General features: G+C 47.4%; 19 protein-coding genes, 1 tRNA gene, 1 other RNA gene and 1 pseudogene. 16 read left to right on the top strand and 6 right to left on the bottom strand.

All coding sequences use genetic code 11. The annotated features are described in order from the left end of the window. Window positions 1–264 precede the first annotated feature (264 nt). From tnpA (ACIDITHRIX25_RS000000103880) to rdgB, 9 genes and pseudogenes are all read left to right on the top strand, one after another. Window positions 265–641: pseudogene (gene tnpA / locus ACIDITHRIX25_RS000000103880) on the top strand (IS200/IS605 family transposase); the annotation flags it as partial. A 168-nt stretch (window positions 642–809) separates the two neighbouring features. After that, complete coding sequence (gene secA / locus ACIDITHRIX25_RS000000103875; RefSeq protein ID WP_201733744.1) at window positions 810–3,515, top strand: preprotein translocase subunit SecA; 2,706 nt, start codon at window positions 810–812, stop codon at window positions 3,513–3,515. Window positions 3,516–3,591: 76 nt separating this feature from the next. After that, the gene (gene prfB, locus ACIDITHRIX25_RS000000103870) at window positions 3,592–4,692 is read left to right on the top strand and encodes a peptide chain release factor 2 (protein ID WP_052607075.1); all 1,101 of its coding nucleotides are present in this window, start codon (window positions 3,592–3,594) and stop codon (window positions 4,690–4,692) included. 60 nt (window positions 4,693–4,752) lie between these two features. Further along, complete coding sequence (ftsE, locus tag ACIDITHRIX25_RS000000103865; protein ID WP_201733743.1) at window positions 4,753–5,439, top strand: cell division ATP-binding protein FtsE; 687 nt, start codon at window positions 4,753–4,755, stop codon at window positions 5,437–5,439. 32 nt (window positions 5,440–5,471) lie between these two features. Next, window positions 5,472–6,359: a cell division protein FtsX gene (locus ACIDITHRIX25_RS000000103860; RefSeq protein WP_201733742.1), complete on the top strand. Its 888-nt coding sequence runs from the start codon at window positions 5,472–5,474 to the stop codon at window positions 6,357–6,359. A gap of 316 nt (window positions 6,360–6,675) precedes the next feature. Beyond that, window positions 6,676–7,821 carry an alpha-hydroxy acid oxidase gene (locus tag ACIDITHRIX25_RS000000103855; protein ID WP_201733741.1) on the top strand — a complete coding sequence of 382 codons (1,146 nt, stop codon included), beginning with the start codon at window positions 6,676–6,678 and terminating at the stop codon, window positions 7,819–7,821. A 52-nt stretch (window positions 7,822–7,873) separates the two neighbouring features. Then, window positions 7,874–8,689 (top strand): glutamate racemase, encoded by an 816-nt coding sequence (murI, locus tag ACIDITHRIX25_RS000000103850; RefSeq protein ID WP_201733740.1) that lies wholly within the window; start codon window positions 7,874–7,876, stop codon window positions 8,687–8,689. A gap of 266 nt (window positions 8,690–8,955) precedes the next feature. Next, complete coding sequence (gene rph, locus ACIDITHRIX25_RS000000103845; protein ID WP_052605534.1) at window positions 8,956–9,729, top strand: ribonuclease PH; 774 nt, start codon at window positions 8,956–8,958, stop codon at window positions 9,727–9,729. Further along, entirely contained in the window at window positions 9,726–10,331 is a 606-nt protein-coding gene (gene rdgB / locus ACIDITHRIX25_RS000000103840; protein ID WP_201733739.1) for an RdgB/HAM1 family non-canonical purine NTP pyrophosphatase, read from the top strand. The genes rph and rdgB overlap by 4 nt, the downstream gene beginning before the upstream one ends. A 52-nt stretch (window positions 10,332–10,383) precedes the next feature. Here rdgB and ACIDITHRIX25_RS000000103835 read toward each other — a convergent pair whose 3' ends face one another. From ACIDITHRIX25_RS000000103835 to tnpA (ACIDITHRIX25_RS000000103825), 3 genes are all read right to left on the bottom strand, one after another. After that, window positions 10,384–11,157, bottom strand: a complete 774-nt coding sequence (locus ACIDITHRIX25_RS000000103835; RefSeq protein ID WP_201733738.1) for an HAD-IA family hydrolase — start codon at window positions 11,155–11,157, stop codon at window positions 10,384–10,386. Window positions 11,158–11,268: 111 nt separating this feature from the next. Next, window positions 11,269–12,408, bottom strand: a complete 1,140-nt coding sequence (locus tag ACIDITHRIX25_RS000000103830) for an FAD-dependent oxidoreductase (RefSeq protein WP_201733737.1) — start codon at window positions 12,406–12,408, stop codon at window positions 11,269–11,271. 743 nt (window positions 12,409–13,151) lie between these two features. Continuing rightward, a complete protein-coding gene (gene tnpA / locus ACIDITHRIX25_RS000000103825) occupies window positions 13,152–13,541 on the bottom strand; it encodes an IS200/IS605 family transposase (RefSeq protein ID WP_201733736.1) in 390 nt (129 codons plus the stop codon). A gap of 295 nt (window positions 13,542–13,836) precedes the next feature. Between tnpA (ACIDITHRIX25_RS000000103825) and ACIDITHRIX25_RS000000103820 the strand changes: the two genes are divergently transcribed. Continuing rightward, window positions 13,837–14,961, top strand: a complete 1,125-nt coding sequence (locus ACIDITHRIX25_RS000000103820) for a zinc ribbon domain-containing protein (protein WP_201732504.1) — start codon at window positions 13,837–13,839, stop codon at window positions 14,959–14,961. A 387-nt stretch (window positions 14,962–15,348) separates the two neighbouring features. On the opposite strand, the gene ssrA is transcribed toward ACIDITHRIX25_RS000000103820, so the two are convergent. Both ssrA and smpB read right to left on the bottom strand, forming a co-directional pair. Continuing rightward, window positions 15,349–15,698: a transfer-messenger RNA gene (gene ssrA / locus ACIDITHRIX25_RS000000103815) on the bottom strand. Window positions 15,699–15,755: 57 nt separating this feature from the next. Continuing rightward, a complete protein-coding gene (gene smpB, locus ACIDITHRIX25_RS000000103810) occupies window positions 15,756–16,259 on the bottom strand; it encodes an SsrA-binding protein SmpB (protein ID WP_052605440.1) in 504 nt (167 codons plus the stop codon). Between the two features lie 41 nt (window positions 16,260–16,300). On the opposite strand from smpB, the gene ACIDITHRIX25_RS000000103805 reads away from it, so the two are divergent. The 3 genes from ACIDITHRIX25_RS000000103805 to ACIDITHRIX25_RS000000103795 all read left to right on the top strand — a co-directional run bounded on the left by ACIDITHRIX25_RS000000103805 (window position 16,301) and on the right by ACIDITHRIX25_RS000000103795 (window position 19,499). Continuing rightward, window positions 16,301–16,702, top strand: a complete 402-nt coding sequence (locus ACIDITHRIX25_RS000000103805) for a M67 family metallopeptidase (protein WP_213333505.1) — start codon at window positions 16,301–16,303, stop codon at window positions 16,700–16,702. Window positions 16,703–16,980: 278 nt separating this feature from the next. Then, the gene (locus tag ACIDITHRIX25_RS000000103800) at window positions 16,981–18,447 is read left to right on the top strand and encodes a hypothetical protein (protein WP_201733735.1); all 1,467 of its coding nucleotides are present in this window, start codon (window positions 16,981–16,983) and stop codon (window positions 18,445–18,447) included. A 107-nt stretch (window positions 18,448–18,554) separates the two neighbouring features. Next, a complete protein-coding gene (locus ACIDITHRIX25_RS000000103795; RefSeq protein ID WP_201733734.1) occupies window positions 18,555–19,499 on the top strand; it encodes a hypothetical protein in 945 nt (314 codons plus the stop codon). Between the two features lie 711 nt (window positions 19,500–20,210). Here the strand turns inward: ACIDITHRIX25_RS000000103795 and ACIDITHRIX25_RS000000103790 are convergent. Beyond that, window positions 20,211–20,292: transfer RNA gene (locus ACIDITHRIX25_RS000000103790), tRNA-Leu, on the bottom strand. 232 nt (window positions 20,293–20,524) lie between these two features. Between ACIDITHRIX25_RS000000103790 and ACIDITHRIX25_RS000000103785 the strand changes: the two genes are divergently transcribed. The 3 genes from ACIDITHRIX25_RS000000103785 to ACIDITHRIX25_RS000000103775 are packed head-to-tail and all read left to right on the top strand — an operon-like array spanning window position 20,525 to window position 23,327. Further along, entirely contained in the window at window positions 20,525–21,115 is a 591-nt protein-coding gene (locus ACIDITHRIX25_RS000000103785) for an ATP-dependent Clp protease proteolytic subunit (RefSeq protein WP_052605443.1), read from the top strand. 49 nt (window positions 21,116–21,164) lie between these two features. Beyond that, a complete protein-coding gene (locus ACIDITHRIX25_RS000000103780) occupies window positions 21,165–22,109 on the top strand; it encodes an ABC transporter permease (protein ID WP_052605436.1) in 945 nt (314 codons plus the stop codon). 3 nt (window positions 22,110–22,112) lie between these two features. Next, on the top strand, window positions 22,113–23,327 hold the full coding sequence (locus ACIDITHRIX25_RS000000103775) for an ABC transporter ATP-binding protein (RefSeq protein WP_052605435.1): 1,215 nt from the start codon (window positions 22,113–22,115) through the stop codon (window positions 23,325–23,327). Window positions 23,328–23,710 lie beyond the last annotated feature (383 nt).

Here is a 23,710-nt window from a genome sequence, read left to right as displayed (position 1 = left end):
CTGGCCCGCAGGCAGTGTTGTTTTCGGGAGTAGATTGCCTAAAGGATGCTTTGGACTCTTCAACACTACGATTCCAGACGCAATCGGACATGAGTCCCATGTCGCTCGCAATCTCTACTCAGCCTCAACAGCACGGGTAAGCGGTAGTTGTAACCAAGCGTGAACGAACTCATGTTTGTGAGATAGCACATGGCTGTATCCTTTTCTCACATGGAGATCAAATCCAATAACACCCAATAACAATCCAATCACAAAATTGTCTAGCGCTGTACCTGTCAAGTTGCATGGTGTCCCAAGTACTTAAAGATCGGTTATCACCGACGATCCAAAGTACGGCTCCATCGACACTCGGCTCAAGGAAATCATTACCCAGGTGTGCCTCCCGCGAGGGGCCGAGTTGATTGAAGTTGAGATCATTTCCGATCACGTCCACCTTATCGTAGGTATCGATCCCCAATATGGCATCTCTCGTATCGTCAAAGAAGGTTAAGGGTCGGTCGTCTCGGATGTCGCGTGATGAGTTTCCACGTCTTGACTACAAACTCCCGACACTGTGGACAAACTCATACTTCGTCGCTACAGTCGGCGGTGCTCCGCTAGAAATCATCAAGCAATATTTGGCTAATCAGCGTAACGTTTGAGTGGGGGTCTCAGGGCTTCGCCCTAGTAGGGCTCTACATACCCAGAGCCAAAGCCAGGGGCATTCTGCCCCACACCCCATTCCGGTAAACAGTGATTTTGCATAGTAATGCTGTTTTGCGAGGTACAAAGGTGAAACAATTGGTCAATCGTTACTACGATTGATAGAGATGAGTGTATTTTCTAAAGTATTGCGCGCGGGTGAAGGCAAAAAGGTCAAGAGACTAGCCGAGATCGTTCCCTACGTAAACGACTTTGAAGCTGAGATATCGAAACTCAGTGATAGTGAGCTGATGGGTAAGACGGACCAATTCAAGGCCCGCTTTGCCGAAGGCGAAGGCCTAGACGACATGATGGTTGAAGCCTTTGCTGTAGTGCGCGAAGCTGCAATGCGAACAATTGGTCAACGTCATTACGACGTGCAATTGATGGGTGGCATGGCACTGCACTTTGGTTGGATCGCCGAGATGCGAACTGGAGAGGGCAAGACTTTAGTCTCGACTTTGCCAGTTTATTTGAATGCACTTGCTGGCGAAGGGGTCCATGTCGTTACAGTTAACGATTATTTGGCCCAGCGCGACTCCGAGTGGATGTCGAGGGTCTATAACTTTCTTGGGCTCAGTGTCGGGCTCATTCTGCCGACTATGGACAATCCAAGTGTTCGCAAAAATGCATATCAGCGCGATATTACCTACGGCACCAATACCGAATTTGGCTTCGATTATCTGAGAGATAATATGGCCAAGTCGGTCGATGAAATGGTTCAGCGAGGCCATTCCTATGCGATCATCGACGAGGTTGACTCGATTTTGATAGATGAGGCCAGAACACCACTCATTATCGCTGGCCCAACCGGGCAGCCCGCAAAGATTTACTATGAATTTGCGTCAATAGTTCGTACCTTGAGATCTTCTATCGACTATGAAGTTGACGAGGAGAAAAAGATCGTCTTTCCTACCGAGGCCGGTATTGACAAGGTTGAAAGAGCCTTGGCGATTGAAAATCTCTATGATCCCACTGCAACTGCCTTTCTACATCAGCTCAATCAAGCCCTAAGGGCTAAAGAACTATTTAAACGTGATCGCGATTACATCGTTGACACGGGTGAAGTCAAGATTGTCGATGAATTCACTGGGCGAATTCTAGAAGGTCGACGTTGGTCTGAGGGACTTCATCAAGCAGTAGAGGCAAAAGAGCGGGTGAAGATCAAAGAAGAGAACCACACCTGGGCGACAGTTACCTTGCAGAACTATTTCAGGATGTATGAGAAACTCTCTGGAATGACAGGTACGGCAGAGACTGAGGCTGCCGAATTCGCCTCCACCTATGGCCTTCCAGTAGTTCCGATTCCGACAAATCAGCCCCTTGTGAGGATGGATAACGCCGACTTGGTCTACAAGAGTGAAGATGCCAAGTTTCAGGCGGTGGTCGAAGATATTGCTGTGCGCTTCGAACTTGGACAGCCCATATTGGTCGGTACGGCGTCGGTTGCAAAATCAGAGATTTTGTCCAAGTATCTAGAGCGAAAAGGTATCCCTCACAAAGTTCTAAACGCTAAGGCTCATGAGCAAGAAGCTGAGATTGTAGCTCAAGCGGGCCGCTTGGGCGCAGTTACAGTCGCGACAAATATGGCTGGTCGAGGCGTAGATATTCTTTTGGGCGGGAACCCGGAGCTTTTGACGAATTCTGAGTTGACTTCGCGAGGTCTCAGCGTCCAAGATCCTGACTACTCTAGCGTTCGAGTCGAGTTGTTGGAGAAGTATAAAGACCTATGTCGTAGTGAAGGTGAACGCGTTCGCGAGTTAGGCGGATTATACGTACTTGGCTCTGAGCGACACGAGTCTCGACGCATAGATAATCAGCTTCGAGGTCGATCTGGACGGCAGGGCGATCCTGGCGAGAGTCGATTCTTTCTCTCTTTAGAAGATGACTTGATGCGTCTTTTCGCGACAGGTGCGGTTTCGGCGATTTTAGAGAGAACTTTCCCTGATGATCTTCCAATTGAGAACCGCATGGTCTCACGTGCGATCGAGAAGGCTCAGACAACCGTTGAAGGTCGCAATGCTGAGATTAGGAAAGAAGTCCTCAAGTACGACGAGGTCCTAAACGAGCAACGTAAGGTCGTATACGAGAGGCGCTATGATGTCTTAAACGGCCGCGACCTCAAAGAGAGCACAATGGAGATTCTAGAAGACAATCTGGATCGAATCGTAAATGCAAACTGTGTTAGCGACTTCATAGAGAATTGGGACTTAGACCATCTGATATTGGATGCGACCGCGATCTACCCAACTGGTTTTCACTCAGAGGATTTGAAAGAGGCGATTTCAAAGGATCAGATCATAGAGAGTCTTTTGACTGAAGCTGAAGAATATTATGAAGATCGCGAACAAAGGATCCCCGGCGGCTCGGAGACCATGCGGGCAGTTGAACGAGAGGTAATGCTCAGCGTCATCGACACCAAGTGGCGAGAGCACTTGGCGGAGATGGACTACCTTCGTGAGGGAATCAATCTCCGTGCCATGGGACAACAAGACCCATTGGTGGCCTGGCAACGAGAGGGCTTTGAACTCTTTGGAAAGCTGATGTCACAGATGGATTCCGACTATTTGACCTTTGTGATGCATGTAGAGGTGATGGCTCCTTCGATTGGATTGCCAGTTGGTACCGATCTGGCCGCAGCATTTTACCAGAGCCCACAAGGCGACATCGCTGACCTGGGTTCTAACGGTCAAAGATCTGCTATGGACGCCTTTGCGGTACCGGGAAATTCTGAGATTGCTCAAGACGAACCGACAGCAATAGGTCGAAATGACAAGTGTTGGTGCGGTAGTGGCCGCAAGTTCAAGCACTGCCATGGTCAAAATAGCGACTAAGTTGTTGTATTGGACCTTCTCCTAAATATTTAGGGAGGAAGGAAAGTTCTATCGTCTACCTGGGTGGTTTTGAGAGTTGCGATCTTATTCAGACGAACTTGAAGCTGTAACTAAAAGGGTGGAGGATGCCAAAGGCTACCTGAAGCTCGATTCGGCAATTGCCCGAACTGCAGAGATTGAGCCTCAGATTTCTGCGCCAGATCTTTGGGATGATCTAGCTATGGCTAGAAAACTTACCGGAGAATATAACGCACTTCGAGAGGACATAGCTCAGGTCGATAGATTGTGGGATATGGTCTTAGAAGTTCGAGCCATAGAGGAACTTTTGGGCGACGAGGATGATCAAAATCTTGCGCAAGAGCGACGATCCACCTTGGATTCACTCATAAGTTTGCTTAGTGAATTAGAGCTACGGGCTCTGTTCTCAGGTGAGGACGACGAGAGCGATGCGATATTAGAGATAAAGCCAAGGGCTGGAGGAACTGACGCCCAAGACTGGGCAGAGATGCTACTTAGGATGTATCAACGCTGGGCCGACCAAAGTGGATTCGAAGTTGAAGTCGAAGATATATCCCCAGGACAAGAGGCGGGAATTCAATCGGCTACTCTATTGGTCAAAGGGCGTTATGCACATGGAATGCTCCAGAGCGAGCGGGGCGTGCACAGATTGGTAAGAATGTCGCCCTTCAATTCCAAGCATTCGAGGGAGACTTCGTTTGCATTAGTTCAAGTCTTTCCGCTTACAGATGCGGCCATTGACGTCAAAATCGACGACAAAGACCTGCGAATCGATACATTTAGATCATCGGGTGCCGGTGGTCAGCACGTCAACGTTACGGATTCTGCAGTGAGAATTACCCACTTACCAACGAATATCGTCGTCTCATGTCAAAATGAACGGTCGCAGTTGCAAAACAAGGCGAAAGCCCTTCAGGTTCTAGCCGCAAAGCTTATCGATCGTGAAAAGGAAGAGCAACGGGTTGCCCGCGAGGTATTGGCTGGCTCAACGAGTGAGATGGGCTGGGGCAATCAAATTCGATCTTATTTTATGGCCCCATATCAACTGGTAAAGGATCTTCGGACTCTTACCGAGACCGGAAATGTGGATTCCGTTATGAATGGAGAGATATCTTTCTTTATGGAATCTTATCTTCGTTGGAGCAAGGCTAGATCTTGATTCAACGTATCCTCTATGTTTTTAACAATTGAATACCAAAGACGTAAGTGAGCGGTTCAAATGATCAAAGTTGACAGAGTTATGAAGTCTTATCAGACTGGGCAATTTGCTCTGCGTGACTGCTCTTTAGAGGTGCAGCGTGGGGAGTTTGTCTTTTTAGTCGGACCATCAGGGTCGGGAAAATCTTCTTTGTTGCGTCTGATGCTGCGTGAAGAGCGTCCAGATTCCGGCCATATTTTTGTGGCAGGTAAGGACCTTGCTTTGATGCCCGATTGGAAGGTGCCATTTTTTAGGCGCAACATAGGTGCTATCTTTCAGGACTTTCGCCTTCTCCCAAATAAGACGGTCTTTGAAAATGTCGCGTTTGCTCTCGAAGTAACAGGAAAGCCAAAGAAGGCGATCGCGACGCAGGTACCTCAAATGCTTGAGTTGGTCGGCCTTGACGACAAGGGAACGCGCCTTCCTAATGAACTTTCAGGCGGGGAGCAGCAGCGAGTTGCCATTGCCCGCGCGTTTATCAATAAGCCTCTAATATTGTTAGCTGACGAGCCAACAGGTAATCTCGATCCTGACACCTCGTGGGGCGTAATGCGGCTACTAGAACGGATTAACCGAACAGGCACAACTGTCTTAATGGCGACTCACGACGTCGGAATCGTTGATTCGATGAGACGTCGGGTTATTGAGTTAGACCACGGAGTTATCACCCGCGATCAGGTTCGTGGTGTCTATGGAATTGGTTCCTAGCTGCTTTAGCTAGAGATGAAGAGGTAGTTGAGTTGGCATATTCAGTGGACTATGTGGTCAGAGAGACCGCATCAAATCTATGGCGAAACAGACTTATGAGTCTTGCCGCCGTGCTCACCATTGCGGTTTCGTTGGCTCTCGTAGGGTCGGCGCTATTGATAAAGCAGGGGGTAAGTGTAGCCACGAGCCAGTGGCAAGGTGGTACACAGTTGCTAATCTTTCTTGAGCCAAATGCCACCAAGGCACAAACTTCGGCGATCAATGACCAACTAAAAGCTAGTTCCGCCGTGAAGAGTTATTTTTATGTCAATCAAGCGGCTTCGTATGTGGAGTTCAAGCGACTTGAGGCGAATCAGCCTGACTTCTTATCCTCAGTGACACAAAAGGATATTCCGCCGTCTTTTAGGGTGGCACTAAAGGATCCAGCGGAGGCTGCTGCCGTTGGTGGTATCTTCAATGCCCAAGCAGGTGTAATGAAAGTTCAGTACAATCGAGCGGCGATCAACACTATGTTGAAGATCTCATCGATTGCACAAGTTGTAATTCTGGGCTTGGCTACCATCTTGTTGCTTTCGGCATCAGTACTTATCTTAAATGTCATACGCGTTGCTATCTTTTCACGTAGACGTGAAGTCACGGTCATGAAATTGGTAGGGGCTACGAATATGTTTATTCGAATTCCATTTATGCTCGAAGGCCTGATTCAGGGCTTAGCAGGTGCGATAGTCGCGGGATTGGCTGTTTTGGGAGTTAGAAGCCTCTTTGGCTATATCATTCACCACTTTAAAGCCCAGTTGTTGTCTTCGTTTGTACTTTCCAATCATGATGTGCTATTCACCGAATTATTCGTATTGGCAATTGGAACGGTGGTTGGAGCCCTCGGTTCGTTGCTCGCTGTTCGACGCTATCTAGATATTTAGTACTTTTATTGCAGTTCGATCTGCTATTTTTCACTAAGATTCACTAAATCCGCTGTCGATCCAATGACCCTAATTGTGGTGACAAACGCGTTCACCACAGGTGACCTAAGACAAGGACGTTGCTTTTTTGATTCGCCCTGGGCCAGGTGGGTTAATTTTGCCAATTTGGGAAGAGATCTATATCGTGATCACTGTGGCGACCTCGTAAAGAGTAGAGGTAGCGTTTGGTTGCTTTGATCGAAGAGGGCTCTGGAGATATTAGCGTCGTCTCGCTGGAACTGATATATTTGCACTGCAAGCGATCGATTTGGGGTAGATGGCCCCATTTGAGCCGGAGGTATATTTGTCCAAACTATCTTCAAGCCAAAGGACGATCTCTGGCGTCAAGGATTATTACTTTGGCGGTGCAGGAAGCCAGGAGACGCTGCGCAAGAATATTAGAGCTTTTGAAAAGATCACAATGGTTCCGCGTGTACTCAACCACCTAGAGGCACCAGACTTGAGCGTAGAGGTCTTTGGAAAGAGGGCACCACTGCCGATCTTTATAGCGCCCATGGCATATCTCTCACTCTTAGAATTGGAAGGCGAGGCGATCTTTGCTCGTAGGGCTGCTAAGTCTGGCGTATCGTTTGTCTTGTCCACCCGCAGTGCAATGCCCCTTGAAGAAGTAGCTTCGATCTTTCATGCGAATCTCCCAACCACACAGGCAAGTGCACCTCGGCCGCTTCTTTTATTGCAAGTATATGTTATGAAGGATCGCGCTATTACCTATTCATTGATGAATCGCGCGGTTGAAAATGGTTTTGATGGCTTTGTCCTCACGGTAGATTCTCCCGTAATTGGTCTACGCCGAGGTGATAGAAGCAATCATTTCGAGGTACCTCTCAAGTGGCAAAATGCTAACTTCATCCAAGAACTTTCGACTTCTGCCAAAGTGTTTACTCCTAGCGACTTTGGACGAGGCGTCTCTGGAACGAACTATGAGGCGCTAGTGCAGGATCCCACTTTTAGTTGGGACGATTTAGGCGAATTTTCATCCATGGCCGGTGGTCTTCCATTTGCGATGAAGGGTGTTTTGGATCCTAGGGATGTCGCTAGGGCGCTTACCCATTGTGATGACGTAATACTTTCTAACCATGGCGGTCGCCAGTTGGATGGCTCAATAACGGCTATTCAAGCCCTGTACCGTATCTCTAAGGGAGGAACAAAGTTCCAGGGTAACTTGATAGTCGATGGCGGGGTGGATTCCGGTGCTGACGTATTGAGGTCGCTTGGTTTAGGAGGGGCATCTGTGATGGTTGGACGCTATTTCGCAAGAGGACTCTTTGGCGGAGGTGATGCCGGTTTGAAGGCGGCAGTTAATACTTTGATTGAAGAGACGAAAATCTCCATGGCTCTTCTGGGTGCGGCCTCGATCGATAAGATAGATTCTGACGCCTTTGTGGTACCTGTCGACTTTTAGAGATAATGACCCAACTTGGACCCAGGTTGATTTGGGATAAGCTTTAATTCCAGTGCAGAAGAGACCAGTTGGAATTTTTGATAGCGGATTTGGGGGACTAACGGTACTCAAGGCTATCGTCGACCTTATGCCATATGAGGATATTGTTTATTTTGGCGATAGCGCTAGGTATCCATATGGTCCAAAATCCAAGGGTGAGGTGACTTCTTTCTCGCTTCAAATAGTTAAGTACCTCAAAGATCTCTACGACGTAAAGATGGTAGTGGTCGCTTGCAATACCGCTAGCGCGTTTGCACTTGCGGAGTTAGAGAGAGCCTTCGATGGTCCTATCGTTGGTATGATCGAACCGGGTGCTAGGTCGTTGGTTTCCTCTGCAGACGGAGATTCGATTGGAGTAATTGGTACCCTTGGCACCATCTCCTCGGGGGCCTATCAGGAGCGTATTGCTCAATTAGCTCCGCAAAAGCATTTGACGTGTGCTGCGACTCCTGGTTTTGTAGAGTTCGTAGAGCGAGGCGAAGTCAATTCAGAGCAACTAGTTGTTTTGGCTGAGCGACTCCTGCGACCGATCATTGATCGAAAGGTCGAGTCGCTTCTCCTTGGATGTACCCACTATCCCTTTATAGCTCGAGTAATTTCTCAGGTAGTTGGAGAGGAGACCATATTGGTTTCCTCTTCGGAAGAGACGGCTTTTCAGGTACGCCGTGATCTGATCGATGGAGGCATAGACGAAAAAGACGATAGTTTCGGTCTGATCAGATGCATTACTTCAGGCGACGCTCAAGACTTTCGTCGTATTGGCAAATTACTTTTGGACATAGATTTTGAAGACATTATTTCACATTCATTTGAGAGTGACAATCCTTGACTTTGCTTTCTGGTGAGTCATGGGTACGACCTCAGCTCTATTCTAGGCCGAAGGCCCTGACGTGATGGCAATCTATGGCTTAGGTCGGGGCAAGATAGCGTGGGCGGCAAATGATTTTTGCTTTTGGACGGAGTGGCTATAGGAAGCTATTAAATTAAGTCCGCTAACCTCGGCGGCCACGGAGAGATTTCTGCATAGTTACGATGGGATCGTTATTATGGTTGAGTATGAGATTGTCCATCTCATCAATAACCATTTGATGATGGATGGAATTTAGCAGTTGCCCACAAGGAGAATCAGTGCCCCGCTTTCAAGACCGCGCTTTGGATGAGCTAAGACCGTCATTGATCGAGCGTGACTTTACGCAGATGGCTTTAGGGTCAGCCCTGATCTCTGTCGGAAAGACCAAAGTTTTATGTACTGCTTCAATGGAGGATCGAGCTCCCGCATGGCTTCGAGGAAGTGGAAAGGGTTGGGTCACGGCGGAATATTCGCTATTGCCCGGTTCGACTCCTGAACGAAGTGGCCGTGAGGCCTCAAAAGGAAAGCAATCTGGAAGAACGCTGGAGATCCAACGACTAATTGGGCGGAGTTTGCGATCGGTGGTTGACATGAGTGCTATTCCGGAGATTCAGCTTGTTGTTGATTGCGATGTGCTTCAGGCGGACGGTGGCACTCGAACGGCATCGATCGTTGGCGGCTTTGTGGCACTCTCGGATGCGATAAATCGACTCATTGACATGAATAGGATTTCAAAGCGTGCATTGATTGGTCAATGCGCTGCCGTATCGGTTGGAATCGTTGATGAAATTGCGATGCTTGATCTGGACTACTCAGAAGATGTTAGGGCTGATGTCGATATGAATGTGGTTATGACCAGCGACGGTAAATTTGTTGAAGTTCAAGGGACCGGCGAGCGAACTACCTACTCCAAGAGTCAGTTGGATGACATGTTGTCCTTAGCTGAGCATGGTATCTCGTATTTGATGGATCTGCAGAATGCAGTATTATCTGATCCTCCCAAGCCGAGATCTAAATGATCGATCGGATAATTTTAGCCTCTGGAAACCAAGGAAAACAGAGGGAGATTAGTGAGATATTAAGTCCTTTAGGTATCTTCGTCGAGACGATTGATGGTGCATTGGAGATGCCGGAAGAAACCGGTACCACATTAAGTGAAAATGCTATTATAAAAGCTCGTTTTGGAAAGGAAGTCTCTGGTTTGCCGTCTTTAGGCGACGATTCGGGCCTCTTTGTTGAAGCGCTAAATGGTGAACCAGGGATATTTTCGGCTCGATATTCGGGCGAATTTGCTAACGATGAGACAAATAGGATGAAATTGTTAGGTGAGCTTGCCTCCATGGGGATTGATCGCTCTCCTGCCTATTTCATGTGCGCAATGGCGTTGGTTGGTGTGGACTCGATCGATGAGCCAATTGTTTGTCTAGGCAAAGTGGAGGGGTACGTAACCAATTTCGTTAAAGGCCATGACGGATTTGGTTACGATCCAATATTCATTCCCAGCGAGGGTGATGGCAGAACATTCGCAGAGATGGCTCATTTGGAAAAAAATGCGATCTCACACAGGGGCCGAGCTTTGTCGGAGCTCTATGGGGTGATTTCAAAGCTGAACTCTATCTGATTGAATTACTTCCTTTGACGGATACTCCCAGGTTGTTATTGGCCTCATTGGATCAATTGATAGGTCGTCCGAAGGCATAGATTAGAGTCGTTAGCTCTAAGATACTCTCGAGAACTAGGTCCGCTCCCGCACTTAGGAGGTCGCCAGAGGAGTGCGCGCCAGAGAGCACGCCGATCGTCAGTCCTACACCGGCTGCCCGACCGGATTTAATGTCGCTTGCCGTATCTCCCACAACAAGGATATTTTGTGAGCTCGATACGCCTGTGGTTTTCATGGCTAGCTCGATCATATCGGGTTCGGGCCGACCTTTTACCTCTTGCGTGGGACAAATAGCAGCATCTATCTTGTTGGTCCAACCTAGTCCATCGATCAGTAGATCCTGAATTGATTTATCGAAACCCGTGGTCAATGCGATTTTAATCATTCTTGCTCGCAATGTTGAAAATAGCTCACTTGCCCCTGGGACCTCTTTGGCCCCTTTTTCAGCGATCATTTGTTTGTAGTTATCTTCGAATTTGTTATTGGCTAATAGCGCGAGTGATTCATCATTAAATATCTGACGAAAGGCGATTATTTTGGATTGACCCATGGTGTCACGCACCTGCTGCATGGTAGAGTCGAATGCCTCAGATCCGGTTGGAATGCCCATTTCAACCGCGGTGTTTCTAAACGCCCCAAGGACAAGACCTCCATCGCATATCGTGGTGCCGGCCATGTCGGAGACGACTAGTTCAGCTTCGAAGATTCGTTCTTCTAGTGTTCGGAGATTTATATCGTTTCCAAATATCATCTTTGGGTAGGATCGAACTTCAGATGGTGTCACCATTGAGTTACCTTTCCTGGTTATGGTGGATAAATTATTAGATTTTGCTATTTTGTATTGTTTTTAGGTAGGTGATAATGACACCGATTCTTTAGCTCATTTTCTCTCGGTGCGTCATTTGATCCATGAGACGATCTCGTCGGCAATCGCTAGAGAAAGGTTAGTTCTTCTCGGCAAACCCCTGAAACCGATAGGAATGCTCTGACGTGCCAATGCGACGCAGTCTCGCAGGGGATCTTGGGTACACGAATAGACGCCCTCCCAAATAGCTCCGCTATAGAGTTTTCCCGCGGTGATCAAGGGGGACAAGCTACCACTAATGTACTCTGTCATAGTGACGTCGATTCTGAATTCATCTTGAGGATCTTTGTTGTCGGTCGTTCTTAGAAAGACGGAACTATCGGCGGGTCGTCTTGATGAAAGTTGTAGATCGTATCTCATTTCGGATGAGGCGTCCTGGGGAGGGTCCTTCACGGGGCAGGTGTTCGAAGAATGGGTAATATGATGTGCCAGGGCTTCTCTGTCGATTATTACTGCTCCAACTGTCGCTTTGATGCGCTGTCGCTTTAGTCCAACCGCCCGACTGATCCGAAGGCTCGTTTTTTTTGGAGCCGTATGGCGAGCTAGAAAGCTGCCGTAGTTTTCTCTTGGTGTTGCGCTTACGATGTGAAACTCTTCTTGGATACCATCTGGAGTCTCTACGGCGTTGTCATCTACCTCTATAGGTTTGACCCAAAATCTCAGGTTGCAGTTCAAGGAGGAGTTTAAGTATTTAATTATTTCGGCTAAAGCGGTCCCGGGTTCGACTGAGGGGTATGAATCACTCAAGAGACGACCTAAGACATTCGAATTCAACACGACGAGCCCAAAGTGTTTTAGATCCCACTGGTCTATTATCTTTAGTTTGCGTTGATTATTTGAGCCACGGTCGATTGTTCGTTGAGTCCATTGCAGTTCGGTTTGGCTTGTGAACAACTCCAAAGACCTCCCCGCTCTAAAGTCGATTTCTGATATTTTCACCGATAGTTCTTGCCCTTGCGCGCTTGAGGCGAGCCTAAGTCGAAGATCTTCTCCTTTGGTAAGTTCACTTACCATAATTAGGCCGAAATTGCTTGCTGAGGCACCTTTGGAAGTCGCATCACGTTCGAACAGGGTAACGCCATAACCAACTTTTAGAGACTTCATCACTAGTGTGCAACCGATGATTCCAGCACCGATAATTGCTACCTTTTGCCTTTGGGTCGTTTTTTTCAAAGTCGTACGTTACCTTTAGTGTTCTGGGAACAGTTCCTCACCTTGTTGGCACATGAAGATTAGAGTGCCAAATTTCCTATATGGCCAACGCCATCTTTCTCAAGATTGAATACTTGGTAAATTTGGAAGTTCCACATGCTCCATTTTCGTTTCCGCCGTGTCAACAATCGCTCAGCAAAGCACCAGCCTCTTTTTTTTATATTTGTCGTCCAAGGCAATTTTTCACCTTCGATAATCTGCGTCACGATCCTTTGTTGCCTGGGCGTTTGGGTAGGCGATTGGGTGTGGGCAATACCTCCAATGAGGTATTGAATCGATGGATCCTTTTGATGTGACGGTGAGATTGTTAACCATCTTTGATCGATGACTATTAATGTGAACCAATGAAGTAGACCAGTGACCAGATGGCACAAATGAACGATGAGGCCCATGTAAAGATTGCAATGTTGCCGTTAATGGCCATCGAGAAGTGCAAGCTTGCCTCGATCTTAGGATGGGGCCGAAAGTGCAATTCGCGAAGCGGTACCTTGGAAGACTGCCTTTAAATAGGCAAATAGGCTATTTTGAATTTTGGCTTCAATTGAGTGAAATTTGCCTTTTGAACCAACGGGAGCGCAATCGGTTTCCGTGAGGGAGGGGTCAAGCGACCTAATTCTTTCTCGGTCTACCTGATTTACCTCTTGGGAGTTTCTGGTCTTCTATGTACTTCTTCACTTCCTCTAATGGGGCTCCACCACAAGACACTATCGACTAGGAGGGCGACCAAAAGTGCTCCCCCCCCACAAAGCCTCTCGGACTTCCGGCCAGTTCTTTGCCCTTACTCTCATGGCGATAAGTGTCTTCATGGACATCACCAGTCTCGACAGGGCAACTTTAGCTGCGTTGGTGATCAGTAGGTGGGCATGATCGCCGTCTGTTTCGAAAGCATCGAAGGTGGAATCGAAACGAGTACACACCTCAAGAATCGCAGATCTGATCTCGTCACTAACTCTCTCGGTCATGACATTACGTCGATATTTAGGTACCAAGACGATGTGTGCATGTAATTGATATACCACATGCCTTCCATTGCGCCAATCATCGTCATGTAGTGAAATATAGTCCTTAGTAGATAATGCTATATTAGTTATCAAATGGCTAGTAAAAGCGCAGAGTATACAACAGCTATCGTGCCCGTTACTCTGACAGGGGCCTCTTATCGTCTAGCCCATGACTCGTGCCATAGGGCAGCACTGTTATGGAACCAAGCGGTCAATTGTGTCCATGGCGAATGGAAAGCCAAGCGCTCTCCTAATAAGTACGACATTCAAGCCTTCCTCAACTCGATACCTCGCCAAGACCGTCCATTACACGCCCATACCACTTTAGACAATCGCTCACGATCTCTCAGAGGCCATAACCACAGCTAGGGTAAACCGCATGCAGGGTATGAAGATCCGATCTCCTTGGCGTAAGAAGAACTACCGGCCTCTATCGTTCTCGAAGAACTCTGGCTGGCGTATCTCCAAAGGTCAACTCCACCTGTCACTAGGTAGGGGCCGTCCGCGTATAGATCTTTCTATTCCCACCGTTTTAGATTCTGCAACTGGCGAAGAGGTTGACCCTGGGCTATGGGGTGAGATTCAACTGTGCTGGGATCGAGATAAAAGACGATTCAGTCTGCATATCCCTTATGAGACTCTCCGAGAAGTCTCGGTGGGTGATGCTTTGAGTGCCATCGACGAAGGAATCATCAACTCTATGGCGCTAGCTACTTGGGTAGATGACAAGACCATAGACGTAACGATTATCAATGGACGCGAAGCTCCAGCTATCAAACGACAAAGAAACAAGGCCGTCGGTCAACTACAGCACAAGATCAGCAAGTGCAAGAATGGATCTAAGAAGCATAAAAGGCTGGTAACTGCGAAGAAGAAGATCAACTCCAAAGCAAAGCTATCGCTTCGTGACTTTGATCATCAGGTTTCCAACAAGGCGGCCAATCACGTCATTAGCCACAACACCGCCAGAGTTATAGTTGGTGACGTGAGGGGTATTGAGAAGGAGACCAAGTCCAAGCGGCGCATGGGCCGCCACGGTCGTCAACAACTCTCCCAGTGGTCAAGGGGTCGACAGGAACGCTACCTCAAAGACAAGACCGGATTAGACCTAGATTTCCTGAACGAATCAGGTTCAACCAAGACCTGTCCAGCGTGCTTGACACGCAATCGACCATCAGGTCGGCCCTACCGATGCAAGAACCCTATTTGTGGTTTTACTTGTCATCGAGACGCTGTAGGAGCGATCAATATCCTCCAGAAGGCGTTATGCGGGGAATACACTCCAATTGGACCGGACATAAAAGTCCGAGTCACGTATCTCCGGGCTGTCGAGCGCTGGTCACTTGATCAACGTGAAGCACACCCCAAGGTGCAGTGCCGCAAGGCCAGAGCCCGAAGTAGTGCCCAGAACCGGGCCTTGTCTGAGGCAACTCAGATTAGCAAGCCGAAGCTAGCAAACTCATCCACCAGTACCGATTCATCGGTACCAGACCAGTTGGTCGTGGTGGCGTGACGGGAGCGATGCTTGGTAACCCCAACCAAACGGCGGAGCCAGAAGCCCCGTCCGTAAGGGCGGGGAGGTTCACAGTGTAGCTAAGGTTAGCAGTTGCGTGGGATCAATTGTATTAGTCCCAGCGATCCGTAGGTTTAGAGTCTGGTCGGTTAGTGCTTTTGTGTGGAAGGACGTCGTGTACCTAGATCGAATTGGCATTTTCGCTTCAAATGGTCCTAATAGGTTTTTATTGTTGCGATCGGAGATCTATTTTAGTGGATTTCGAATGCAAAATGCATCTGCGCTCTGCGCTCTGCGGTTTGCCGCCGATTGTCGTTTTGTCCGTCTTTGTCTTGGTGTCACCACTAGTTTCAGGTTATATTTTCCTGCAACTAGTGGTGCAACCGATAGTGGAGGTGGCGGGAATTGAACCCGCGTCCTTCAGTTCCTTAGTATGACTTCTCCGAGTGCAGCACCCTGTATTTGTTCGAAATCAAGTTACCGGATGCGTATCACTTGATCCTTATTCTGTTGATTTTTGTCCGGTGATTCCAGAATGATCACCAGCTTACCTCTATTTGATCTCGCCCGATACCATCCCTAAGAGTTCGAAATGGTCGGACGTCGCTGGCTTATTTAGGCAGCGAGAGCGAGCTGAGGCTCGGCGTTTATTTATTTTTCCGGCTCTTTAACGTGGCTCCGGAGACCACGACTCGCTTCCCATACCGCAAACACCAAAGTCGAAGCCTGACACCCCCATGATTGGTAGATTAACTACAAATTAGATGCTAGTCACTTTGTGGCCACAGGGTGCGTCAGCGTCCTTTTCTAAGTGAGACCATCTCTCGCGCCGCATCTCTTTTTGCATCCTTTGCTGCAAGGTCTCGTCGCTTGTCGTAGAGCTTTTTACCCTTAGCTAATCCAATCTTTAATTTTACGTGACCACCGTGAAAGTACATCGAAAGTGGAATTAACGTCAGGGACTTTTGTTGCAACTTTCCTGTGAGCTCATCGATCTCATCTCGATGAGCGAGTAACTTCCTTGGTCTAGTTGGGTCGAATTGACCGAACCCATTTGAATAGTCATATTTGGCGATATTCATCTGGAAGATCCAAAGTTCACCAGTGATGATCCGTCCGAAGGCATCCTGGAGTTGCGCTTTGCCCTCCCTGAGTGACTTTACCTCTGAACCTTTGAGCTCGATCCCGCACTCAAGCTCCTCGAGTATCTCATATTCATGGCGAGCACGTTTGTTTTGTGCGATATTGCGAGTGCCAGCTGATATTCGATCTACAGCAGAGGACTTCTTTTTGCTCATTGGGACACCTTCTTTATCAAAAAGAGCTTAGCCTTTTTGGTGTGCTGAAAATTTCATCTGGCCTTATAAATGGCATAATTGACCATGCGGAGGTTCACTTTCCAATTGAGGTATGTGGACTGATATCTGGGGTCGACGATGATGTCTATGAAGTTTATCGGACGAGAAATGATGCAAATTCCGAAGTCCTATATCAACTGAATCCACTCGACTATTTAAAGGCGGATCGGGATGCGCAAACTAAGGGGTTCGAGATCATCGGAGTGTATCACTCTCATACAAGTTCCGAGGCTTTCCCGTCGCCTACCGATCTCCGTCTGGCACCAGATCCGAATTGGCACTACCTCATCGTATCTCTAAAGATGCAACCTCCCCAGGTGCGTTCATTCAGGATGGTGGACGGGGCTATCATTGAAGAAGATGTGCTTTCTTCCATTATGTAGGATTGTCATTTTGATGTGGCCAGGAGGAGCTATAGGCTCGGTGATTGATGGTCTAAATCCAATGCGATTTCCGGGGCTTAATGGAGTGGCCAAAGGTTTCTGATCTGACTTGTCATTGGTCGGTGTTTAATTTCTTTTCTGTTTTTGGCGCTCTCGGTAAATTATCTATGAGAATCGAGGTCTCTTACTCAGATATGGGTCACGGATAAGAGTAGATATTTAGTTATTCGTCGTTTATGCTAGCGAGGCTAGGTAGTGTCTTTTTAGTGAATCAAAAGATGAGCAAAAAGTCAAACGATAGTCTGATCGTTTTAGGACGCGTACTCCTGGTATTACAGGGCGTCTTGGCTTATTATGTCATCTCTAGGCGGGTGAGCGCCTCTTCTCTGGGGGTTTCTTTCCCAACTTATTATCAAGCATTTTCTTACTTTGCCCAGGGCCATTTTAACTTGGGTCCTAGTTATGGTGGCGCGCCCTTTTTGCGACTGACCGGCGACTTTACATTCTTTGGCCTTTCGGCAATTGGAGTGTTTTTTCGTAGCCCACTCGTACTTGGTGGCTTATATGTCCTTTTGCTTTTTGGGACGAATTTTTTGACGTTGAGCTATTCGGTTGATTTTCTTCGCACCTCGTCAAAGTCTGAGGAGATTTCGCTTAGAAACGAAGCCATCGTTTTAATGCTCGTTTTGATGAACCCGTTTTATTACCTGGCAATTCTGGGTGACTTCAACTTCGAATGGGTATTCGCAATCTTCTTTGCCATTATTCTGCTTCGCCCAGCATCGGCTACAAAACTTCCGCTTCGATCCATAGCCATTCTAGGTAGCTGCTTGACGGGTATATTCGGAGCGATTGTTTTGGCCGTTGTTGGTGTCTCGCGGGCACTTACCCTAGGAATCTCAAATCGTATTGAGGGAGTCGTAGAAGGAGCTGTTGGCGTTGGATGGCTAGTGATCCTGACGATGGGAGGATTTGACGCTGGAATCAACTATTCACATTTTCTTACGACCTATGCACCCTCTTTGGCGGTACTTGGAAATTCGGGATTAGTCCCTGGCATTGGAAGGCTGCTTTCTAGTTGGTCTGGTATAGCCTCAATCTTTAGAGCTAATCTTACTCAAATCTTGTACGTCGCCTCTGCGGGTGGCATGTTAGGTATTTTAGGGTTTTTAGGGCCGATATCTCTGATCTTTACCGTGGTTGGAGCCATGGTGTTCACCAATACCAGCGTGGCCATTGAGCCAGCAATAGGTTATAGCGCCACAATCTTATTTTGCGCCTCGACCGTAAGAGCTGTTCGGGCAATTTCTAAAGTAAATAGGCGGTTACAGTCGCTGGTGATGATCGTAGTTGCAGTTTCAATCGTCGTTTCTTTTGGCTATTTTATACTTACGACCTTATCGAGTCCGGCATTTCCATTGTCAGGGATCGATCGAGCGGCGATGGATCAGGTGGTCCTGAGGATTCCATACCGCGCTCAGGTCATTGGAGATCCAATGTTACTGGGTCGTTTGGCTGACCACCAATATCTCAATTCAGATCTTTCAACAGCACCCATATTGATAAAAGCACCCATCGTCTTTTTTGTATTTACATCTGGGAGCCCTAACTCTCTAACTCTCGGTGTGTCTTCGCCAACCAAGTTTTCCGTGGTTCAGACGCTGGGTGCCAAATTGATTTACCAGACTGGCTCAATATCGTTGTATAAGTGGATTCCTAACCACGTAGTCTCTTTTCAATTTTAATAGATCTTGTTCCTAATAACTTCCTAACAACTTCCTATGAAGATCTTCTCATTAGGTAACGAAATTTAGCCTTGTGATTTCGAGGGGTCTTTTTAGAGGAGGATTTGATGAAGGTAAAAGTTAAAGTTGCTTGGCTTTTGGCGGCATTGGGTGCTGCGGGGGCGGTGGCTGGCGGTTCTTTTCTACTAAGTACGTCCAATAGTTCGGCTGAGGTAGCAATTTCGGTCCCGCCTTCGAATAAGTTGAAAGTTGGAACTTCGAATGGAGCGGGAGCGACCGGAGGTGCGAAACCAATAGCGAGGGGACAGGCTAATGTGGCGCTGCTTCGAGGGGTGGATCATGCTGACTTTACGGTGGACCCAAAAGGCGCTGGTGTGGTGAATTACGCTTTCGATAAAGGGGTGCTAAATGTGATCAGCCCGACTTCTCTTACTCTGACACGTGCGGATTCGACGAAATTGACTTTGACTTTGACTTCGTCGACCGCCTTTGTAAATACGTCACAAAGTCAGCTGGCCCTAGATCTTTCTGGCTCAATTACTGTGCATGTCGCGGTGATTTCAAGCAATGGCATCGTAGAACGTATCACAGGACCCAAGACAAAGCCAGGTTTATCTTCTGCTTCTGGCCAAGCAACGTCGCAAACTTCAAAGGTTTCCCTGTTGTTGGGTCTTGAACATGCGTCGCTGGAGAGATACAGGAGCGGAACGGGGGTTGTTACTACCGAGGTTGATCGTGGCCGCGTTACGAAGATTTCATCTTCGTCGATAACGATTCAGCATCGTGATTCAACGACGGTTACCTTAGCAATCTCTTCTTCGACCGGATTTGGATCTTCAAGCGAATCCCAAGTTTCAACTTCTCTGGTTGGTAAGACTAAGACCTACGCTACTGTTATTTCGCAAAACGGTATGGCTAGGGAAGTTTTAGTGTTAGGTGGAAAGGGTAGTGTCCATTTTGGCGTTGGCAGTTCTGGTAAAGGTTCCTCTAACAGCACGGGGGCTCAAAATAGTGGACCGTTCGTATCCTCTGGGAATGTAGCCACCACTTGATGTTTGTCTAAGGCAATAGCTTTTTGCCTGTATCTTTGAAATGACGCTCTTTCGGCCACACTCAAAATATTACCCAAATGGGCGCCGACGTCTTCTGAGAGAGTGGTCAGTGAAAGTTAGAGAGACTCCTATTTGTGCTTTATGGGCTTTGGTGAGGCGTTATATCGTAGAAGGTACGGTCTCGACTTCGTTCTCATAGGCCAGAATTTGGGTGTGGCTCAGTTCCTCCTGCTAGCTCTGTTATTAGTTCCCATGAGCCCCTGTTCCCATGAGCCCCTGTTCTCATGAGTAGGGTTTGAATGGTTTATTTGGGTGGTCTGATTTAGTAAGATTTAGGCTCACCCTATCGGGCGATTGAATACGAGGGGCTACAGACTCGGATGACGTAGGAGTCTCAACAGCAGTTTTGGTTTTGAACTGATGTTGATTGGAACCGACGTTTTGACTGCTTACTTTAGGCGTTTGTGGTTACTTTGATAAATTGCAGATCGGTTGTCTTTGCTTTCATGGCCACATGAAATTTTAGTTGGATATTGTAATTTAGGAGAGTTTTGGCTGCGAGCTTGTTTCGTAGCGTAGCCGAAGTCTAACTACCTTGGGGGTGAAGCGTCGATATGTTGGGGAGGGTGGTCTAGCTTGTAGGGCTGATATTTGAAACGATAGGCGTTAGGGAGATTTATATATTGACCATTTTTATATCAATTATCAGTGTGCGGGCGGGGAGACTCGAACTCCCACGCCTCTCGGCACTAGAACCTAAATCTAGCGCGTCTGCCTATTTCGCCACGCCCGCATTGCTAAGTTGCGATCACTTTGTAATTAATGACCGATATTATACAATAGCGCCATCGAGCATTTCGTGATCCCTATTTTGATTGAAGGGTTTAATCTTGTTATTTAAAATCCATCAACCGCTTATTGATAGAACAGGTTACATGAAATTCGGTTTAAATCTTTTACAAACTATTAGCGTGGATGCTATGGCAGATTACATTCAAGGTCTTGGTGGTGGAGTGAGCGGTTTTATGATGGCAGGCGATCCAACACGACTGGAGTCGGGTTCAGATATTTTCCAGCGGTTGTTGGGAGAAAGAATTATCTTTCTTGGCAGTGTTGTAGATCAAGCAATGGCAAATGCGATTTGTGCGCAACTTTTATTACTTGAAGCGGAGGATCCCGAGAAGGATATTGCCCTTTATATCAATTCACCGGGCGGTTCGGTTACCGATGGTCTAGGTATCTACGACACTATGCAGTACATCAATTGTGATGTAGCTACAATATGTGTCGGACTGGCGGCTTCCATGGGGCAGTTTTTGCTTTGCGCGGGAACTCCAGGCAAGCGTTATGCACTTCCTCATTCGCGAATTATGATGCATCAGCCTTCAGCGCAGATGCAAGGCCAAGCGGCTGATATCGCGATTCAGGCAGAGCAAATCGGATACATGAAGAAGATGTTGGCAGAAAGAATTGCGATGCATACGGGTCAGACCCTTGAGACGATTCAAAGGGATTCTGAGCGGGATCGTTGGTTTACAGCAGATGCGGCCAAGGAATACGGCTTTATTGATCAGGTAATCACTCGGTCATCGTCGGCGAAATTTACAACAAAGTAGTATCCAGACTCGAGCGCGTCCAAAAGTAGGCGCAATCTAGGAGAGGGCATTGATCGAACAATTTAGCTCACACGATGAGAAACCTGATGGTGTGGCGATCCGCATGGGGCGTGAGAAACTCCATGTGGTTTCTCCTGATGTTGGCATTGGACAGCGCCTGATAAACCTTTGGGAATATCGGCCATTGCTGTTATCGTTGATTCGCAAAGAGCTTTCAGTCAAGTATAAAAATAGCGTTCTTGGCTTTGTGTGGTCAATGCTCAATCCAGCTTTGACCTTGATTATCTATTATGTGGTTTTCCAGTTAGTCCTTGGTAGCGGAATTCCACAATTTGCAATCTTTTTGCTGTGTGGATTGGTGGTTTGGAACTTCTTTCAAGCCGCACTCATGGGTGCGACCACATCGGTGGTTGGCAATGCTGGAATTGTCAAAAAAGTTTCATTTCCTCGCGAGGTATTGCCGCTAGCATCGGTTGGTTCTGCGCTAGTGTTTTTCTTTTTGCAATCGATTGTTTTGATCATCGCCCTTGTGATTGCTAGAGATGCTCCAGCAATAAGCTTTCTGCCGTTGCTCTTGGTGGCTATTGTCGCATTGGTTATTTTGACTAGCGCAATTGCCATCTTTTTGTCGGCATTGAATGTCTATTATCGTGATACCCAGCACCTAATGGAGATTGTACTTATGGCTTGGTTTTGGGCTACTCCAATTGTGTATCCCTACCATCTGGTAGCAACGCTTCTTGGCCGACACAATATACTTTGGGCGTTTTTTGTCAATCCAATGACTGCGATAATATTGACCTTCCAGCGAACTCTATATGCACAGATATCGCCTCTTGGAGCAAATCATCTCCCGGTGCCAATCTTGCCCGCTAATTCTGAACTTTGGTATGCCGGACAACTTGGAATAGTTGTCGCAGTCTCAGTAGTCCTATTCTTCCTTGCGCTTCGAGTTTTTGGGCGCATGGAAGGTAATTTCGCAGAGGAGTTGTAACTCTTGGCTAATGCTATTGAGATCGATGGTGTGACTAAGATCTTTCGACTTTATTCGGAGAAGTACACATCGCTGAAGGAGCGAGTAATTCACGCCGGTAAAAATCCATATCAGGAGTTTTACGCACTTAGGGATGTCACCTTCAATATCGAGGAAGGTTCGACAGTTGGCCTGCTAGGGCACAATGGTTCCGGAAAGTCAACCCTACTCAAGACTATGGCTGGCATCTTGCAGCCCACCAAGGGTGAGATCAGGATTAAGGGTCGGGTCTCAGCGATGTTAGAGATTGGAGCTGGCTTTCATCAAGAACTTACAGGGCGTGACAATATTTTCCTCTCGGCTACCTTGTTAGGCCTTCCGGTCAAAGAGGTCGAAGGACGTTTTGATGAGATTGTCGAATTCTCGGAGTTGGGCAAATTTATTGACAATCAGGTGAAGCACTATTCTTCTGGAATGTACGCCCGCTTGGGGTTTGCCGTTGCAGTGAATGTGGATCCCGATGTGCTTTTAGTCGACGAGGTTTTAGCAGTTGGCGATGAGAATTTCCAGAGAAAGTGTATCGAAAGAATAAAGCTTTTTCAGCGAGAGGGGCGAACGATTGTTTTTGTTTCACACTCTCCTGATTTGGTTCGAACTGTTTGTCAATCGGCATACGTCCTGGACCACGGATCATTGATTGGTCGAGGAGAGCCTAGCGAAGCAATTGCCGCCCTTAGAGACTCTCTGGGCCGTGGTGGAGTAGGAGGATCATTAATTGGTGACGAATCTTCAACTGCCCAAATTGATCCTACTGCATTGGTGGTCGAACAGGCGGTCACAGTTACCGCACTTAAGTGCTTTAGCGGTGTAGGCCAAGAGAATGATCACATCTCCCCCCACGACTCGCTGAACGTTCATGTTGCGTATCACACACAGAGACCAATAGGAGATGTGAGTCTGACAATTCAATTTTTGTCCCCTCAAGGAGAGACCATCTTTGCTGGCAATACCAAGGATTTGGATTTGCCGGGATATGACATTGACGGCGACGGAGTCTTTGAACTGTATTTTGAAAGCCTTCCGCTGTTGGATGGTGTATATGGAATTGTCGCCATGATTATAGATGCAAGCGGCACTTTGGTCTCATGGATTGAGGAAAAAGCTGCATTCCAGGTTATGAATCCTTCAAAAGTCTCTGGTCTAGTTGCTCTAACATTTAGGGTAACTAGTTCTTCTTAGGCCGAACGTTAGCTTTAAGTATTTCGATGTACAGACCGGACAAATGGCTTAGCAATCAAGCGGTATTGAGTAAGTTGAATTATCTGAAGTAAGGTCCGATTCTCGCCCAAATTCCAACGTCTATATGGGTAGGTTCTGGTTTTTTGTTACATACCAAGACTCTCATTGACTTGGCAACCTCCATTTAAATCTCCCCAATTGAAACTTAACGTATTGTTTGACATGGTGCGTGGTAGAAGCAGGGTAAGGGCGCATATAACCCTTTGGAAACTTTTATGGACAAGGTTGCGAGACTCATGTCCGTTGAAGGTTCTATTCGCGAAGATGGCTAGGTCCGTGATGAGATCTTGGTCAATCTTTCTCATTTGCCTTCAGTGACGATT

The sequence above is a fragment of the Acidithrix sp. C25 genome (assembly GCF_904848545.2).
Note: the sequence above shows the minus strand (reverse complement) of the source record. Positions and strands in the feature narration are given on the sequence as shown.

Coding starts and splice junctions, on each gene's coding strand:
- secA (WP_201733744.1), top strand. CDS start 810: ATGAGTGTATTTTCTAAAGTATTGCGCGCGGGTGAAGGCAAAAAGGTC.
- ftsE (WP_201733743.1), top strand. CDS start 4,753: ATGATCAAAGTTGACAGAGTTATGAAGTCTTATCAGACTGGGCAATTT.
- ACIDITHRIX25_RS000000103855 (WP_201733741.1), top strand. CDS start 6,676: ATGGCCCCATTTGAGCCGGAGGTATATTTGTCCAAACTATCTTCAAGC.
- rph (WP_052605534.1), top strand. CDS start 8,956: ATGGAATTTAGCAGTTGCCCACAAGGAGAATCAGTGCCCCGCTTTCAA.
- rdgB (WP_201733739.1), top strand. CDS start 9,726: ATGATCGATCGGATAATTTTAGCCTCTGGAAACCAAGGAAAACAGAGG.
- ACIDITHRIX25_RS000000103835 (WP_201733738.1), bottom strand. CDS start 11,157: ATGGTGACACCATCTGAAGTTCGATCCTACCCAAAGATGATATTTGGA.
- ACIDITHRIX25_RS000000103820 (WP_201732504.1), top strand. CDS start 13,837: ATGAAGATCCGATCTCCTTGGCGTAAGAAGAACTACCGGCCTCTATCG.
- smpB (WP_052605440.1), bottom strand. CDS start 16,259: ATGAGCAAAAAGAAGTCCTCTGCTGTAGATCGAATATCAGCTGGCACT.
- ACIDITHRIX25_RS000000103800 (WP_201733735.1), top strand. CDS start 16,981: ATGAGCAAAAAGTCAAACGATAGTCTGATCGTTTTAGGACGCGTACTC.
- ACIDITHRIX25_RS000000103795 (WP_201733734.1), top strand. CDS start 18,555: ATGAAGGTAAAAGTTAAAGTTGCTTGGCTTTTGGCGGCATTGGGTGCT.
- ACIDITHRIX25_RS000000103785 (WP_052605443.1), top strand. CDS start 20,525: ATGATGGCAGGCGATCCAACACGACTGGAGTCGGGTTCAGATATTTTC.